Origin of the sequence: Mangrovimicrobium sediminis (assembly GCF_004745945.1) — a bacterium.
GTDB lineage: Bacteria > Pseudomonadota > Gammaproteobacteria > Pseudomonadales > Halieaceae > Mangrovimicrobium > Mangrovimicrobium sediminis.
Genome location: NZ_SRLE01000004.1, coordinates 37,720 through 53,467 on the forward strand (window position 1 = coordinate 37,720; position 15,748 = coordinate 53,467).

Annotated in this window: 16 protein-coding genes; 11 read left to right on the forward strand and 5 right to left on the reverse strand. The window is 64.2% G+C overall.

Translation table 11 applies throughout. The features are described from left to right. Positions 1–34 precede the first annotated feature (34 nt). From E4634_RS03575 to E4634_RS03590, 4 genes are all read left to right on the forward strand, one after another. Positions 35–628, forward strand: a complete 594-nt coding sequence (locus E4634_RS03575) for a midcut-by-XrtH protein (protein ID WP_135441241.1) — start codon at positions 35–37, stop codon at positions 626–628. Positions 629–847: 219 nt separating this feature from the next. Then, entirely contained in the window at positions 848–1,465 is a 618-nt protein-coding gene (locus tag E4634_RS03580) for a midcut-by-XrtH protein (protein WP_135441242.1), read from the forward strand. A 136-nt stretch (positions 1,466–1,601) separates the two neighbouring features. Beyond that, complete coding sequence (locus E4634_RS03585) at positions 1,602–2,402, forward strand: sterol desaturase family protein (protein ID WP_135441243.1); 801 nt, start codon at positions 1,602–1,604, stop codon at positions 2,400–2,402. Positions 2,403–2,573: 171 nt separating this feature from the next. Beyond that, on the forward strand, positions 2,574–3,473 hold the full coding sequence (locus tag E4634_RS03590) for a nuclear transport factor 2 family protein (RefSeq protein ID WP_167854757.1): 900 nt from the start codon (positions 2,574–2,576) through the stop codon (positions 3,471–3,473). 62 nt (positions 3,474–3,535) lie between these two features. Here the strand turns inward: E4634_RS03590 and pckA are convergent, their stop codons facing one another. Both pckA and E4634_RS03600 read right to left on the reverse strand, forming a co-directional pair. After that, on the reverse strand, positions 3,536–5,143 hold the full coding sequence (gene pckA, locus E4634_RS03595; RefSeq protein ID WP_135441245.1) for a phosphoenolpyruvate carboxykinase (ATP): 1,608 nt from the start codon (positions 5,141–5,143) through the stop codon (positions 3,536–3,538). A gap of 381 nt (positions 5,144–5,524) precedes the next feature. Then, complete coding sequence (locus E4634_RS03600; RefSeq protein WP_135441246.1) at positions 5,525–6,280, reverse strand: hypothetical protein; 756 nt, start codon at positions 6,278–6,280, stop codon at positions 5,525–5,527. A gap of 250 nt (positions 6,281–6,530) precedes the next feature. Between E4634_RS03600 and E4634_RS03605 the strand changes: the two genes are divergently transcribed. The 7 genes from E4634_RS03605 (at position 6,531) to E4634_RS03635 (ending at position 12,992) form a co-directional block, all read left to right on the forward strand. Then, positions 6,531–6,869, forward strand: a complete 339-nt coding sequence (locus E4634_RS03605; RefSeq protein WP_135441247.1) for a hypothetical protein — start codon at positions 6,531–6,533, stop codon at positions 6,867–6,869. Positions 6,870–7,174: 305 nt separating this feature from the next. Continuing rightward, entirely contained in the window at positions 7,175–7,981 is an 807-nt protein-coding gene (locus E4634_RS03610) for a 2OG-Fe(II) oxygenase (RefSeq protein ID WP_135441248.1), read from the forward strand. A 132-nt stretch (positions 7,982–8,113) separates the two neighbouring features. Next, positions 8,114–8,950: a transglutaminase family protein gene (locus tag E4634_RS03615; protein ID WP_135441249.1), complete on the forward strand. Its 837-nt coding sequence runs from the start codon at positions 8,114–8,116 to the stop codon at positions 8,948–8,950. Positions 8,951–9,096: 146 nt separating this feature from the next. Continuing rightward, positions 9,097–10,077, forward strand: coding sequence for a TauD/TfdA dioxygenase family protein (locus tag E4634_RS03620; RefSeq protein ID WP_135441250.1), 981 nt, complete (start codon positions 9,097–9,099; stop codon positions 10,075–10,077). A gap of 226 nt (positions 10,078–10,303) precedes the next feature. Further along, on the forward strand, positions 10,304–10,768 hold the full coding sequence (locus E4634_RS03625; protein ID WP_135441251.1) for a hypothetical protein: 465 nt from the start codon (positions 10,304–10,306) through the stop codon (positions 10,766–10,768). Between the two features lie 42 nt (positions 10,769–10,810). After that, positions 10,811–11,983, forward strand: coding sequence for an esterase/lipase family protein (locus E4634_RS03630; RefSeq protein ID WP_135441252.1), 1,173 nt, complete (start codon positions 10,811–10,813; stop codon positions 11,981–11,983). Between the two features lie 145 nt (positions 11,984–12,128). Beyond that, complete coding sequence (locus E4634_RS03635) at positions 12,129–12,992, forward strand: prenyltransferase (protein ID WP_206046783.1); 864 nt, start codon at positions 12,129–12,131, stop codon at positions 12,990–12,992. Here the strand turns inward: E4634_RS03635 and modC are convergent. Genes modC through modA form a run of 3 tightly spaced genes read right to left on the reverse strand, consistent with a single transcriptional unit; the run spans position 12,989 to position 15,540 of the window. Next, positions 12,989–14,080 carry a molybdenum ABC transporter ATP-binding protein gene (modC, locus tag E4634_RS03640; protein ID WP_135441253.1) on the reverse strand — a complete coding sequence of 364 codons (1,092 nt, stop codon included), beginning with the start codon at positions 14,078–14,080 and terminating at the stop codon, positions 12,989–12,991. The genes E4634_RS03635 and modC overlap by 4 nt on opposite strands. Positions 14,081–14,087: 7 nt before the next feature. Beyond that, positions 14,088–14,777, reverse strand: coding sequence for a molybdate ABC transporter permease subunit (gene modB / locus E4634_RS03645; protein WP_135441254.1), 690 nt, complete (start codon positions 14,775–14,777; stop codon positions 14,088–14,090). Positions 14,778–14,784: 7 nt separating this feature from the next. Then, a complete protein-coding gene (gene modA, locus E4634_RS03650) occupies positions 14,785–15,540 on the reverse strand; it encodes a molybdate ABC transporter substrate-binding protein (RefSeq protein ID WP_135441255.1) in 756 nt (251 codons plus the stop codon). Positions 15,541–15,748 lie beyond the last annotated feature (208 nt).

Below are 15,748 nucleotides of genomic sequence, written 5' to 3' on the forward strand. Positions count from 1 at the left end.
AAGGCTTTACTGTTCGTTTTTTTAGGGGGCTACCATGAAGAAGCTGATTACCGGCCTGGTTGCAGGCTTGGGCTTTGCGCAGGTTGCATATGCGCAGAATCCGGCGTTTTCCACTATTCGCATCAGCTGGTCGGCGGGCGAGACAGCGGCCGTGCCGACCATGAGTGTGTACGCCCTGGCACTGCTCACCGCGCTGGTCACACTGGTGGTGTATCGCCTCACCCGCAACCAGGGCAGCCTGCTGCGCATGCTCGCACCCGTCGCGGCGCTGGGCATCGGTGCCCTGGCCACAGTCGCTACCATGCTGCCCAACTCGGTAGTGGCCGGCGCGCCTTCCCAGCCGCCGGTGCTCTCCGGTGGGAACTGCAGTGGTACTGCAACCTATACCGCTACCCCGGGCCTGGCCCCGCCGTGTTTCGTCAACACCTGCGGCCAGCCTGTCCAGGTCACTTACACCTTTATTGACGCGATGGACGAATTCGGCACCCCGATCACCGAGGGGAACTGCACCTTCAACTACTTCTGCCCCGGCGAGAGCGACAGGGCCACCGACGGTGCCAGCGTACCCAGTGATGGCGCGTCCTATGGCACAGCGTATTGCCAGGAGATGTTCGCGCCCGATTCATAGTGGGCGTGGTGACCGCGGCTGGCGCCTGCTTGCGCTGTCACCGTGGTCGCATCGGGCCTGTCTTCCACGCACATTCGCTGCAGCGCCAATCGATGCTTGTTTGCGCCTAAGCAGACCCGATCAATTAGCGAGCCCTGCGCGCCGCCTGATGCGGCCGTGGGGTGAAACTTGAATACCCGGTCACAGTGCCGGGAGCACACACAGGGGAGATTATCGACCATGAGAAAATATCTGGCGGGTTCGTTTTTCGGGCTGGCGTTTGCGCAGTTGTGTCACGCGCAGCCGACGTCATTCTCGACGATTCGCATCAACTGGGCTGCGGCCGACGTCGAAGCCGTGCCGACCATGAGCACCTACGCCATCGCGTTGCTGGCGGTTCTGGTCGCCCTGGTGGCGTTGCGCATGACGCGTCACAAGGGGGCGGTATTGCGCATGCTGGCGCCGCTGCTGGCGCTGGGTGTTGGCGCCGTGGCCACGACGGCTTCGCTGTATCCGAACCAGAGCGTCGCCGGTCTGGTCATGACGCCGCCCTCTGTCGAGACAGACGGCAACTGCAGCGGCTCCTCGACCTACACCGCGGTGGCGGACAGCGGACCACCGCCGTGCTTCGTCAACACCTGCGGCCAGCCGGTTGAAGTCACCTACACCTTTATCGAGGGCGCGGACGGTTTCGGTACGCCGCTCACGCCGGGGACCTGCACCTTCCTGTACTACTGTGGAGATAACGGGGAGGGCGGTCCCTATGCCCTGGACGGTTCCTCGGTCCCCAGCGATGGCGGGTCCTACGGGACGGCCTACTGCGAAGAAATCTTCGATGGCGGCGACAACCCGAGCTGATCGCGCCCCTCGCCTGGTGTGGTGGAGTGGCCGGATTCGCGGCCGCTCCGCCACCCTCAAACCCGCCTCCCATCACGTAATACCGATGTGGCGTTGCGCCCGGTCGGTCAACGCGCACCGTTAGACCCGTTCTCACATGATCGAAGCGACCTCCACGCCGCACATTGATTTTCTGGCCGTCACCGTCGGCGCGCTGGTGGTCTGCATGCTGCTGGAAATGCTCAGGCCCGCACGCGACCTGGCGCCCGCGCCGGCGCGCTGGGCCAACAACGCGCTGCTCGCCCTGCTCACTTACGGTGTACTGCACGTGGTGGGCACCTGGCTCGGCATGCTGGCGCTGTACAACCTGCGGCCGTTGACCTGGCCCGGGTTGTCCAGCCTGCCGCTGTGGCTGGACCTGCCGCTGGCGTTTCTCGCCATCGAACTGTTGCGCTACGCGCTGCATGTGGCGATGCACAAGGTGCCCGTCCTGTGGCGCCTGCACGCGGTGCACCACGCCGATGATGCCGTGGATGTGAGTACAGCCTTCCGTCACCATCCCCTGGAGGGCCTGTTCATGACGGTGCCGATGACCGCCCTGTTCGTGCTGCTGGCCAGCGCGCCTGTTGTATTCCTTGTTTACCGCACCTGGGACCTGGTGAGCACCGTCCTGACGCACACCAACGTCGCGCTGCCCGCGCCGCTGGAGCGCTATCTGCGCTGGCTGGTCGTGACCCCGGCGTTCCACCGCACCCACCATTTCGCCGAGCGCCAGTACACGGATTCCAACTACAGCTCGTCGCTGCCCTGGTTCGACTACCTGTTCCGGACCTACCGCCCTACCTCGGATGCGCAACAGCGCGACGCCGCGCTCGGCCTCGACACTCACACGCGCAACGAGCAGCGGCTGGACGGCATGCTGCTGGCGCCCTTCGTCGAGCGTCGCTCAACCGGCTGAGCAGGTCTGCTGTGGGACACGGGCCTGCGGAGCACTGGCCCGGGGCATGAACAGCCCGCGCCGGGCGCCCCGGTCCAGGCGTGGTGCAAGATTCACCCGCAGGTGGTGATGGACGCCTCTCCCGGACCTGCCCACGCCGTTGTATCCTGCCGTTATACTGGACCGAAAATCATGACCGCCGCTCCGGTCGCCGACCTGGGAAAACACAGCATGTTCGACTCACTCAAGGGCCCCTGGGATCGCGAGACCGCCATCGCGTTCCTGGAAGCCAGCACCTGCCCGATCCGCCTGGCCTGTACCGCCGCCGACGGTTATCCGCGTGTGGCCTCCCTGTGGTACCAGTACGGCGACGAGGCGCTGCACTGTGTTACCCACCGTGACTCGGCGCTGGCGGCGCTGCTGCGGCAGGACGCGCGCGTGGGGTTCGAGATATCCGGCGATGCGCCGCCGTATTTCGGGCTGCGCGGCCAGGGTGACGCACAATTGGCACCGCTGGACGACGTGCAACTTCTGGAGTCCCTGCTGCAGCGCTACCTCGGGGGGACGCAGTCCCGCCTGGGGCGCTGGCTACTGTCGCGGGCGCAGGAAGAACTGTGGATCTGTATTCGACCGACACGGCTGTTCAGCTGGGATTACCGCGAACGCATGGCCGACACTGTCAGTGATGCCACTACGGAGGCCAGCAAGCAGGTAGTGCTCGACTTCATCAACGCCTCCAACCGCGGTGACATGGACACCTGCTTTGCGTTGCTCGCCGACGACCTGGTCTGGACCGATGTCGGCACCACGCCGTTCGCGGGTCGCTACGAGGGCAAGCAGGCGGTGCTGGCGGAACTTATCGGCCCGCTGTTTTCACGCCTGGAGGCGGGTATTCATATGACGGTGGAGCAGGTCACCGCCGAGAATGACCGGGTTGTGGTGGTGGCCTCCGGGCAGGCCGAGACTCTGGAAGGGGTTCCCTACAACAACAGCTACTGCCAGATATTTTCCTTGCGCGGCGGGCTTATCCACTCGGTGACAGAGTACTGCGACACGGCACTGGTGAATGCCGTGTTGGCGCCGGACCGGTAGACGGCCTGGCGCGCGGCTCTGCGGTTCGACGTCACCGCAGGGCCACGCTGCATGGCACCCGCTTACGCGGGCAACTGCGGCCCCGCCGCGACCAGCGCCTTGCCGCGCTCGTCATCGGTGAATTTCGCGAAGTTGTCGATAAACATTTCCGCCAGGGTGCGCGCTTTCGTGTCCCACTCGGCGGGGTCGGCGTAGGTGTCCCTGGGGTCGAGAATACCGCTGTCCACACCCGGCAGTGCGGTGGGAATGGCGATGTTGAATACCGGCAGGGTGGTTGTCTCGGCGGCATCCATGGAACCGTCGAGGATCGCGTCGATTATCCCGCGGGTATCCTTGATGGAAATACGCTTGCCGGTGCCGTTCCAGCCGGTGTTGACCAGGTAGGCGGTCGCGCCCACCGCATCCATCTTGTCCACCAGTTCCTCGGCGTACTTTACCGGATGCAGGGTGAGGAAGGCTTTGCCGAAACAGGCTGAGAAAGTCGGCACCGGTTCGGTAATGCCGCGCTCGGTGCCGGCGAGCTTGGCGGTGAAGCCGGAGAGGAAGTGGTACATGCACTGCTCGTGGTCCAGCCTGGCCACCGGCGGCAGTACCCCGAAGGCATCGGCGGTGAGGAAAATCACCTTCTTCGCGTGACCGGCGCGCGACACCGGCTTGACGATGTTGTCGATGTGGTAGATCGGGTAGGACACGCGGGTGTTTTCGGTGATCGAGCCGTCGTCGAAGTCGATGTGGCCGGCGTCGTCCACCACCACGTTTTCCAGCAGGGCATCGCGGCGGATCGCGTGGTAGATGTCCGGCTCGCTCTCCTTGTCCAGCTTGATGGTCTTGGCGTAGCAGCCGCCCTCGAAATTGAAGATGCCGTCCTTGTCCCAGCCGTGCTCGTCGTCGCCGATCAGGCGGCGCTTGGGGTCGGTGGACAGGGTGGTCTTGCCGGTGCCGGACAGGCCGAAGAAGATCGCCACGTCGCCGGCCTCGCCGACGTTGGCGGAGCAGTGCATGGATGCCATGTTCGCCAGTGGCAGGTAGTAGTTCATCATGGCGAACATGCCTTTCTTCATCTCGCCGCCGTACCAGGTGCCGCCGATGAGCTGCATCTTCTCGGTCATGTTGAACACGGTGAACACCTCGGAGTTCATGCCGTGCTCCTGCCATTTCGGGTTGCTGGTCTTGGAACCGTTCATCACCACGAAGTCGGGCTCGCCGTAGTTGGCCAGTTCCTCAGCGGTCGGGCGGATGAACATGTTGGTGACGAAGTGCGCCTGCCAGGCGACCTCCATGATGAAGCGTACCTTCATCCGGGTGTCTTCGTTGGCTCCGCAGAAGGTGTCGACGACAAACAGGCGCTTGCCCGAGAGCTGCTCGACCACCAGCGATTTCAGGTCCGTCCAGACCTCGGGGGAGATCGGCTTGTTGTCGTTGGGGCTGGCCTCGCTGGTCCACCACAGGTGTTCCTTGCTGACATCGTCGTAGACGATGAACTTGTCCTTGGGCGAGCGGCCGGTAAATATGCCGGTGTTCACGGCCACTGCGCCGAGTTCGGTGACCACCGCTTTTTCGAAGCCGCTCAGCTCCGGCCGGGTTTCCTCGGCGAACAGTGTTTCGTAGGAGGGGTTGTGCAGGATTTCGGCGGCATTCTCGATGCCGTAGATGGACAAGTCCAGGGTCATTGGTCGGGCCTCGGCGTTGGCAATGGCAGGAATAAGGGGTTGCGGGCTTGCGCACGCGAGGGTGCGCGGTGGCTGGGGCTCTTGATGATCAGCACGGCTCTTTCAACCTGGAAGCTCGTCAACCGGTACGAATGCTGGGTCTTTCACGTATGTAACGGACAATTCTTCATTGTACGACGATGGGATTGCGTCGGTATAAAATTTCCATGAACTCTCGAAGCAAAATCCGGGCCACCCGAAATGGGACACGCTGGTTCCCCGCCCGGCGTCGCGGTGGTAGATGCTGGTGCGTTGCGCCCAAATAGGGTGCGTGGGCTGTTCGCATAGTTGTGCTTCACTGGGTCTCCAAGATGCTCCAGGCGCGCCTGTACTGGGCGCTTGTCAGGGCCGGGGTCTGAGCGTGATCGGGAAGGTGTCCTCTTCCCCGGTCGCGTCGGTGCCTACGCTGAGCAAATCCTCCTTGATCAGCAGCTCTATCACTCTATTGTAGTCATACTTGCCATCGGACAGCGTCTCGTACTCTTCGCGGTAGTGTTGTGCTTTAACCAGGTCCTGATCGAAGCAGGCGTAGGGATTTGCGTACAGGTAGACCCTCAGCGCAGCGCCAGGGATGCCCCCCCTGGCGTAGGACTCGTCGAGTATGCGCAGGATTGCCTGCTGCTTTTCATGGCAGGCTGAGTTCAGGTACACGACGGCCAGCAGCATGCGATAGCGGCCGTTTGCGTCGATTGCGAGAATACGCGGGTCCTGCAGATGCGCGGCGGCCAATCTTGCTGCCAAAGGCGAGGAGGCAGAATGTTGCACGTACATGTAGGTTGTAACGTTGAACTGCCAGACGGCGGTTTCCTCATTTGCCACCCGCGATGCAATGCGTTGTTCGAGATAGGATTCCACGACATCCCAGGACACCAGGTTGACGTAGTCACAAACGACTGCGGATTCGAGCCCCATATCGATATAGCCTGACATGTCGGCAGCCGCGACTTCCCGGCATTCTTCTTTGGCCTGCCGATACAGCTCGGGATCCTGCTCCAGTTGCTGCAGTGCGGCATTTTTGCTTTCTGACCCATTGCCACAGGAAGAGAAAACGATAGCGGCAAGGACGAGAGTGCGTAGCTGGGTTGCTGGTATAGACATTGGCGGTGTGTTCTTGGACCTGACCTATGCAGGCGGTGTTGATGCGGCCGGGATGTGACTCATCAAGAGCATACCTGATTGGGGACGCGTTTGTGGCATGGTCTCGTCGCAACTGGCTGGCGCGTCGCACTTGTCGTGTATGTCTGTAGCCAACCGCGAAAACCGGAATTGCGCCAACTGTGCTATTCGCCACACCGCCACCGCAGAAATCGCTAGACTGTATGAAGTGCAAATCAGGGAGGAGTGCAGGATGCGTTTGTTTCAACTGGGACTGGTACTGGCCTGGATCGTGGTCACCGTCGTGACGGTTACCGCTTTTCGAAATTCAGGTCTCAGCGCCTCCGTCGATGTATTTTCCGCCGACCTCGCCGCCGGCAACTGGCGCACCCAGTTCAACAGCGACCTGCTGGTAAACATGGCGCTGGTCGGTCTGTGGGCGGCCTGGCGCGAGCGATTTTCCACGCGCGGGATCGTCGCCGGCCTGTGCTGCACCTTCGGCGGCAGCCTGTTTTCGTTTGCCTATATTTTCGTGCTCACACTGACCAGCGGCGGGGACGCGCGGCAACTTCTGCTCGGCCGCCAGGCCTGACGCCAACGCGCTGACCGCAACCATCGACCACGCCAGCACCGTCGCGGCCTGGCGGCGCCAGCGCTGACCCGGGCCGCGCAGCGCGAGTCGTGGCCCGACTGGGCCATATGCCTACCCTCCAGCGCCATATCAAACTTGCCGGGGCAGGAGACAGTGACGCTGCCCGGCGTACACCCATGCTCTCCTGCCACCCTGCGTCGGGGTATGTTGCCCGCGAGCGGGCAGTGCACGCCAGGTCATGTCGCTATCGAACCCAGGGTTAGCCCCGGGTCGCGAACGAAACAGTCCATTGAGGGAAAATACTTATGGCAGCCTTTGACTACAACACCATGCTGCCGGTGGAAAAATTGAAGACGCTGGCCGAGCGAGAGGCGGATAACTACCAGGGCGCGTTGCCCTTCGCCCACGGCTGTTTTGACGGCATATTCGATGACGCGGTGCTGGATGCAATCATCGAGGAATTCGAGCAGAGCGACCGCGACTGGCACGAGTTCTCCTCCAAATACGAGAAGAAGTTCCAGATGAACCGGGACGCGAACCTGCGGCCCGTCACCCGCGCGTTTATTCACAACCTGAACTCCGAGCCCTTCCTGCAGTTCCTCGAGACCCTGACCGGGGTGAAGAACCTCATTCCCGACCCATACCTCGTGGGCGGCGGTCTGCACAAGATTCCCCGCGGCGGCAGGCTCGGCGTGCACGTGGACTTCAACAAACACCAGAAGATGAACGTGTTCCGCCGCCTTAACGTGTTGATCTACCTGAACCGGGACTGGCAAGAGGAGTACGGCGGTTACTTCGAGTTGTGGGATGAGCACAGGCAATCCGCCCAGGTGAAGCTGCTGCCGATTTTCAATCGCATGGCGATCTTCACCACCACTGCGACCAGTTTCCACGGCCACCCCGAGCCGCTGACCTGCCCGGAGGACCGCCACCGCATTTCGCTGGCGCTCTACTACTACACCGCGAATGACCGCGGCGACCAGAAAGCGGCGGCACACAGCACGGTGTTTCTCACCCGGGACGGCAGGCGCGAGGAACTCGGCAAGCCCACCCTGTGGCAGCGTACCAAGGGCACGGTGAAGCGAGTGATCTCGCCGCAACGGCAGGCCTGATTCGGAGTATGGGTACGCATCAGTGACAGGGTTTTCGCCACACGCCGCAATCAAGCCGCCATCACCGCCCGGGCAGCAACAGCGCCCGCAGGCCGGTTACCTCTGCAGGTGCTCCGGGATTCGCTGAACCACGTGCATTTCGAGATTAAACACGAAACCCGCTACCGCTATTCGTCGCCGGTGCAACTGGGGCCGCAGTTCCTGCGCTTCCGGCCACGCAGCGACGACTACCAGCGCATCCTGTCCTTTCGCTGCGAGGTGCAGCCGCAGCCGAGCTTTACCGAAGAGTACCTGGACGGGGAGGGCAACCCGGTATTGCGGGTTGATTTTGCCCAGCCCACAGATCACCTGAGTATTACCGTGTTCATGCAGGTGGCCACCCAGGTCCCGCCGCTGGCCGGCGTCGAGGCCTTGCCCGGTTCGTCCGCCACACCGCCATTGCCCAGCGCTACAGCCTACCTGTTGCGCCGCGCCCCCAATGCCATGGTGGATGCGTTTGCCGCGTCGGTGGCGCTGGCCACCAAGGACAACGTGCCCTGTTTCCTGCATGCCCTGACGCGCACCCTGTTCAACGATTTTCACCGCCAGCGACGCGAGATCGGTGCACCGCAATCCCCGGTTGAAACCCTGCAACTGCGCCGCGGCGCCTGCCGCGACCTCACCGTGCTGTTCGTCGATTGCTGTCGCTCTCGCGGGATTCCCGCGCGCTTCGCCAGCGGCTATCACCGCGGCGACCCGCAGCGCGCAGAGCGCGACCTGCACGCCTGGCCGGAGGTCTTTATTCACGGCCTCGGCTGGCGCGGTTTCGACCCGACCCGTGGGGTGGCGGTCACCGATACCCACGTCACTATTGCGGCCGCCGCGGACCCCGCGGACACCATGCCGGTGACCGGCGGGTTCAGCGGCGTGGATGTCACCAGTGACCTGAAGTACGCGGTCAGGGTACGGGTACGCGACGACGTGGTCTGAAATTATCGGCGTGTTACCAGGCAACCTCGCGTGTTACCTGATGCTTGTTTCCTGGCGCCTTTCAGGTAATCATATTCGTCTTTCCGACAGGCTTTGCCCGCGAGCGGGGTGGCCTTTGCGTACATGCCAATAACAGGGAACACACCATGACAGGTATCACGATAAGCGATCTGCGCGACGATCTTTCCTTCGGCTCCAGCGTCGAGGGGGTCACCTTTGAAACCCTCGCTGACGAATCCGTGCGCGAGCAACTGCGCGAGGCGTTCAAGCGCCGCGGCGTGCTGGTGTTCAGGAACATGGAGCCGAGCTCGCGCCTGCAGGTGGAACTGAGCAAGGTGTTCGGGCCGATCAAGGATCACCCGACCAAGACCACGCCGCGCGACGAAGAGACCGGCGACGCCGCCCTCGGCGTGATCGACATGCACTACATTCCCGACGACGAGAAGCACGCGGCCGGTGGACTTATCGAGTTCGAGGGACAGGTGCTCGCGCGTTTTGCCCCGTGGCACTTCGACCACTGCTACAACGACGAACTGAATTATGCCGGCGTCCTGCGCTGCCCCATCGTGCCGCCCCAGGGCGGTCGCACCGGCTTCATGGACGGCGTGGAGTGCTACCAGCAGTTCTCGCCGGAGCTGCGCGCGCGGATCGAGGACCTGAATATCATCTACACCCTCGATACGCGTCTCAGCACCATGCGCTTCGGGGTCAACTTCAAGCCGGTGAGCGAAGACCCGATCAACCAGGAGCTGCTGAAAGAGGCCGCGAAGTTTCCCCGCGCAATGCACCCCGCGGTGTGGACGCGTGAAGACGGCAGTAAGGCGCTGCATGTCGGGCCGTGGATGTCGGTCGGTGTCGAGCACCACGAGGACGCCGCGGGCGACACCCTGCTGGACGACGTGTGCCACGAGATCAACCGCCTCGGCAAGGGCACCAGCGCCTACTGGCACGACTGGAGCGAGACCGACATGTTGATCTGGGACAACCACCGCATGCTGCACGCCGTCGAAGGCTGCGACGCGAAGTACGAGCGCCAGACCCTGCGCACCACCATCAAGGGCGACTACGGCCTCGGCTACTTCGAAGACGGCAAGAAAGTCGGCGAAGTCTCCCGCGACGTCGCCTGACCCCGCTTTCCCTCACCAACGCACTACCGGATACCCGGTAGTGCGGCGGTGCTATTCCCCAGGCGGCTGACACTGAGCTACGGCTGCTCGCTACCAATCCTGTCTTCAACGCCCGCACTCGCGGGAAATGCTGGGGTAGTCCTTCGTAATAAAATGTAGTACAAATAGATCTAATGTACTACATTTAAGCTTGCAGGAACGGACCTCGACAGGACAACCCCCGGCGATGCCACAGAAAAAGCAACGCACACGCGCAAAGCGGGCCGCTACCAAGGACCGCGTTCTGCAGGCGCGAATCCCGACGCAACTGGACGACCAACTGCGCGGCCGTGCCGAACAGCTCGGCCTGTCGGTATCCACCGTGGTCAGGAATGTCCTGTTGAATACCTTTGACCTGGTGGAAGACGTCGTCAGCGATAGCGCACGCCTGGGCATGACCCTGTGTGCCCCGGGCTCGCAGCCAGCTGTGGGCAGTAGTGCGGACGCAAGTCCGGGCCCGGCGGTCATCGCCTGGCAGGAGGCGACGCTGAACCTCAACGGGGTCTGCGAGCAGTGCAATACCCTGCTGCCCAGGGGCGAGCGCGCGGCGATCGGCTTGCCGGTTCAGGCGCGCCCCGTCCTACTCTGCCTCGCATGCCTCGCGGCGCTTTCTGCGGGTACGCCCGAGCCAGGCAAGGTGCCATCCGAATAATCCCGACTTGATGACTGCCAGCGTGCTGGCGGGAGGCCAGAGATGGAAATTTCCGGAACCACACTGCACGGGGGAGCGCTGCTGACGCTGGATATCGCACGCGGAGTGACCACGGCGGTGGAACGCCTGCACGGGACAATCGCCCGCCAGGCGAGCGGCGGACTACTCGCCGCGTCCGGGCGAAGCGCAGGCCCGGTGGCCGGTCTCGTGTACCGGACGATTCGCGGCAGTACCAACGGCCTGCGCTTCGCGCTGGACCAGCTTGGCTCGCAGTTTGCCTCCGGCGAGGAACCCCGGGACAGGGAGCTGCCAGCGATAGCCGCGCTCAACGGTGTCTGCGGTGATTTTCTCGCCGCGAGCGGTAATCCGCTGGCGCTGCCCATGAGTTTCCAGGCGGCGCACCAGGACGCAATCGCGAGTGGCGACATTGTAGTCATGGTCCACGGCCTGGGACTGAGCGAGCGCAATTGGCTGGACGAGTCCGGCCTCGGCGGGCGGTTGCGCAGCGACCTCGGTGCGACGCCGATCTACCTGCGATACAACACGGGACGGCACATCTCAACCAACGGTCGCGAGTTCTCGCGCATGCTGGAGGAGCTGTGTGCAGGCTGGCCCGTGCCCGTCAACTCCCTGACGCTTGTCGGTCACAGCATGGGAGGGCTGGTGATACGCAGTGCGTGCCGCTACGCGCAGCGTGAAAACCGGCGGTGGCTGGAACAACTGCGCGGGGTCACTTGTCTTGGCTCCCCGCATCACGGCGCTCCGCTGGAAAAGGCGGGCGCGGCGCTCGACCGCGTGCTGTTGACGTTGCCCTACACGGCCCCGCTCGCGTTCGGCGCCCGGCGCAGCGCGGGGGTCAAGGACCTCGAATACGGCAACCTGCTGGATGAGGATTGGCAGGGGCTACGGCACGATGCTCCCTCTGCGGACCGACGCGAGAATGTGCCACTGGTGCCGGGCGTGGAGTACCTGTTCATTGCCGCGTCGGTGGGGAAGCACTCGCGGGATCCGATGGGCCACCTGTTCGGCGATTTACTGGTGCGCCTGGATAGCGCCAGCGGAGAGCATCGCGATCCACAGCGGCGTCTTCCTGTCGAACCACGCTGTTTGCGGGTGTTCCACGAAAAGAATCACTTCGACCTGTTGCGCGATACGCGTGTGCATGAGTGCATCGTCGAATGGCTCAGGCAACACCTGTCCCCCAGGCATGGGTAAGGGGGCAGTCGCAGTTGCCATGTTTCGATAGGCTTGCAGGTCCCGAGAAGAAAGCGCTGGCGATTGTCGTCCAGGAAGTTCTGCCACAACCGATATTTGATTGCTGATGCCACTCGCTCCCCAGTTTCAGGCCGTATTCGGTCCCATGCGGCTGCCGTTCCTGTTGCTGGTGCCAGCCTGCCTGGGCCTGGCCTGGGCGGCGGCTGCGTACGACGGGCTCCCGGTCGCACCGGGCGACCTGGTGCTGGTTCTGCTTGGCGGGCTGGCCGCCCACATCAGTGTCAACGCGCTCAACGAGTACGAGGATTTCCGCAGTGGCCTGGACTTGCGGACCGAGCGCACACCCTTCAGTGGCGGTAGCGGTGCGCTGCCGGCGCAGCCGGAGCGGGCGCGTTACGCATTGGCCACCGGTCTCTTGGCATTGCTGGTCACTGTAGGGGTCGGGTTGTATTTCGTGCAGTTGCGCGGCGCGGCGCTGATCCCGTTGGGGGTGACAGGGGTGGGCCTCGTCGTTCTCTACACCCGCTGGCTCACGCGTTCGCCGTTGGCCTGCCTGCTTGCACCTGGTTCGGGTTTTGGGCCGGTCATGGTGACCGGCGCGAACATCGCCCTGACCGGGCAGTTCAGCCCCACAGCGGCAATGGCATCGCTGCCGCCCCTGTTCCTGGTCAGCGGCCTGTTACTGATGAACCAGTTCCCGGATGTCGATGCCGACCGCAGCGTCGGGCGACGCCACCTGCTGGTAGTCCACGGCACGCGTGCCGGAGTCTACGTATTAACCGGCTTGATGCTGTCCTTGGCGCTGTCGGTCGTGCTCGCGGTGGTGACAGGCCATGCCCCGGTTGGCGTATTTATCGTCTTCCTGCTTGCACCGCTGGCTGTTGTCATCACCCGCGGCCTGTGGCGGCACCATGAAAACATCGCCGCCCTGATCCCCTTCATGGGCATGAACGTCGTGCTCACACTGGCAACGCCGGTGCTCTACGCGCTGGCCCTGGCCGCACTTTAGATAACGGCAACCGACTTGATCTGGGCCCAGATGGGGGTGCCGGGGGCGAGGCCGAGGAGGTGGGCGGAGCGGCGGGTGACGCGGGAGACGAGGAAGCTGCACTCGCCGGTCTGCGGGTCCTTCACCTCGAGGCGCACCAGCGCCAGGCCGGCGTGCTCGTCGGTGGTGACCTGCGCCACGGTGGCCGGCAGTGCGTTGACGATGCTGGAGTCCTGCTGCCGCTCCTTTGCCAGGCTGATGTCGCGGGCGAGGATGCGCACGCGCACTTCCGAGTGCACCGCGTGGCCGCCGTCGCGCAGCCACACTTCGCCGCCGTCGAAGATCACGCGCGCCAGCTTCCACTCGCGGTCGCGCTCGGCGACCATGCCCTCCAGCACCACGCCCGCTTCCTCGCCCAGGTGCAGGGGGAAGTCCAGGCGCGACAGGGTATCCGCCAGCGTGCCGGTGGCCACGGCGCGGCCGTCCTCCATCGCCACCAGGTAGTCCGCAAGGCGCGCCACTTCATCGGCGGCGTGGCTGACATAGATGATGGGCAATTCCAGTTCCCGCTTGAGGCCCTCGAGGTAGGGCAGGATTTCCAGCTTGCGCGGCAGATCGAGCGCCGCAAGGGGCTCATCCATCAGCAGCAGGCGCGGCTGGATCAGCAGGGCGCGGGCGATGGCCACGCGCTGGCGCTCGCCGCCGGAGAGCTGGTGCGGGCGCCGCTCGAGCAGTCCGCCGATGCCCAGCAGTTCCACCGCCTGGTCGAAGGCGATCGGCCGTTCCACCTGCCGCGGCGCGCGTTTCACCGCGTACTCGAGGTTGCCCAGTGCGCTGAGGTGACTGAACAGACTCGCCTCCTGGAACACGTAGCCGATGGGGCGTTTGTGCGGCGGCACGAACACCTTCTCTGCCTGCCACAGCTCGCCGTTGAAACGCAGTTCGCCGCGCCCGGCGCGTTCCAGGCCGGCGATGCAGCGCAGCAAAGACGTTTTCCCCGAGCCGGAGTGGCCGAACAGGGCGGTGACGCCACGGCCGGGCATGCTCACGTCCACGTCCAGGTTGAACTGGGGGTAGTCCAGGCGCAGGCGGGCGAGGATCTCGTTCATCGCCGCCTCACTTCACGCCGGTGCCGAGCACCGCCCGTGGGTTAAAGGCATACAGGGCGAACAGTACGACGAAGGAGAACACCACCATCAGCAGCGACAGGCTGTGGGCGCCGGCGTAGTCCAGCGCCTCCACATGGTCGTAGATCTGTACCGATACCACCTGGGTCTCCCCCGGAATATTGCCGCCGATCATCAGCACCACGCCGAACTCGCCGACGGTGTGGGCAAAACCCAGCACCGCCGCGGTGAGCAGACCGGGCCGCGCCTGCGGCAGCACCACGGAAAAGAAACGGTCCAGCGGCCCGGCGCGCAGGGTAGCGGCAACCTCCAGCGGACGCTGGCCGAAGGCCTCAATGGCGTTCTGGATCGGCTGCACGACGAAGGGCAGGGAGTACACCACGGAGGCCAGCACCAGCCCGCTGAAAGTGAACGGCAAAACGCCCAGCCCCAGCGCCTGGGTCAGCTCGCCCAGCGGCCCGTTCGGCCCCATAAAAACCAGCAGGTAGAAGCCGAGCACACTGGGCGGCAGCACGATGGGCAGGGCGACCACCGCGCTCACCGGACTCTTCCAGCGGCTGTGCGTGTTCGCCAGCCACCATGCCAGCGGTGTGCCGACCAGCAACAGCAGCAGCGTCACGCAGGTGGCGAGTTTCAGGGTCAGCCAGATGGCGGTGAGGTCGGCGGGGGAGAACGTCATGTCGGTTTCAGTGTGCGCGGATGCCGTAGCCGTAGCGCTGCACGATCTCGTGCGCCGCTTTCCCATCCAGGAAAGCGAGCAGCGCACGTGCCGCGGCATTGTCCGCGCCGCGCTGCAGCAAGACCGCGTCCTGGGCGATAGGGTCATGCAATTCTGCGGGCACCACCCAGGCATCCGCGGGTGCGGCGCCCTGGTCGATCACCTGGGACAGGGCGACAAAGCCGAGGTCCGCGTTGCCGCTGGCGACGAACTGGTAGGTCTGGGCGATGTTCTCGCCGCTGACCAGCTTTGGTTTCGCCGCCGCGGCAACCTGCTCGGCGACCAGCACCTGCAGTGCCGCCGCACCGTAGGGGGCGACGCGGGGGTTGGCGATGGCCAGTCGCCGGTAGTCTCCCGAGCGCAGGCGCGCGCGCGGGTCGGCGGCACCGGGCGACCACAGTGCCAGGGTGCCGATGGCATAGGTGAAGCGCGAACCATCCACGGCGAGTCCGGCCTCCAGCAGCGCGTCCGGCTTGGCGGTGTCCGCGGACAGGAAGACGTCGTAGGGCGCGCCGTTCACCACCTGCGCGAACAGCTTGCCGGAGGAGCCGAAGCTCAGCACCACGCGGTGGCCGCTCTGTTGCTCGAAGGCGGCGGCGATCTCGCGCATGGGAGCGGTGAAATTGGCGGCAACCGCCGCGCGCACCTGGCCGGCGGCGACGCCCGCAGACCAGCTGACGCAAGCCAGGAAGATGGCCAGCAAGCCGGCCAGAGGGTGTCGCATGTCGTGTTCCCCGGTGATGACGCGTATCGGGCATGGCGTGTGCCGCGGCAATGAGCCGGACTTCGCGGTACTGCCCCTTCGCAAACCTGCACAAGCCGAAGCAAATCCCGGGCCGTGCCGGCCAGTGCGCAGTATAGCGATTCAAGCTGCTGATTCTAAAGCACTTGCGCGACTGGCGCTGGCAAGCCCCGTGGGAGTTTGTCGGAAA

Bases quoted from the DNA above. Each gene is read 5' to 3' on its own strand.
- E4634_RS03610 (WP_135441248.1), top strand. From the start codon at position 7,175: ATGGCAGCCTTTGACTACAACACCATGCTGCCGGTGGAAAAATTGAAG.
- pckA (WP_135441245.1), bottom strand. From the start codon at position 5,143: ATGACCCTGGACTTGTCCATCTACGGCATCGAGAATGCCGCCGAAATC.
- E4634_RS03600 (WP_135441246.1), bottom strand. From the start codon at position 6,280: ATGTCTATACCAGCAACCCAGCTACGCACTCTCGTCCTTGCCGCTATC.
- E4634_RS03625 (WP_135441251.1), top strand. From the start codon at position 10,304: ATGCCACAGAAAAAGCAACGCACACGCGCAAAGCGGGCCGCTACCAAG.
- E4634_RS03605 (WP_135441247.1), top strand. From the start codon at position 6,531: ATGCGTTTGTTTCAACTGGGACTGGTACTGGCCTGGATCGTGGTCACC.
- modC (WP_135441253.1), bottom strand. From the start codon at position 14,080: ATGAACGAGATCCTCGCCCGCCTGCGCCTGGACTACCCCCAGTTCAAC.
- E4634_RS03580 (WP_135441242.1), top strand. From the start codon at position 848: ATGAGAAAATATCTGGCGGGTTCGTTTTTCGGGCTGGCGTTTGCGCAG.
- E4634_RS03575 (WP_135441241.1), top strand. From the start codon at position 35: ATGAAGAAGCTGATTACCGGCCTGGTTGCAGGCTTGGGCTTTGCGCAG.
- E4634_RS03620 (WP_135441250.1), top strand. From the start codon at position 9,097: ATGACAGGTATCACGATAAGCGATCTGCGCGACGATCTTTCCTTCGGC.
- modB (WP_135441254.1), bottom strand. From the start codon at position 14,777: ATGACGTTCTCCCCCGCCGACCTCACCGCCATCTGGCTGACCCTGAAA.
- modA (WP_135441255.1), bottom strand. From the start codon at position 15,540: ATGCGACACCCTCTGGCCGGCTTGCTGGCCATCTTCCTGGCTTGCGTC.
- E4634_RS03585 (WP_135441243.1), top strand. From the start codon at position 1,602: ATGATCGAAGCGACCTCCACGCCGCACATTGATTTTCTGGCCGTCACC.
- E4634_RS03630 (WP_135441252.1), top strand. From the start codon at position 10,811: ATGGAAATTTCCGGAACCACACTGCACGGGGGAGCGCTGCTGACGCTG.
- E4634_RS03590 (WP_167854757.1), top strand. From the start codon at position 2,574: ATGACCGCCGCTCCGGTCGCCGACCTGGGAAAACACAGCATGTTCGAC.
- E4634_RS03635 (WP_206046783.1), top strand. From the start codon at position 12,129: ATGCGGCTGCCGTTCCTGTTGCTGGTGCCAGCCTGCCTGGGCCTGGCC.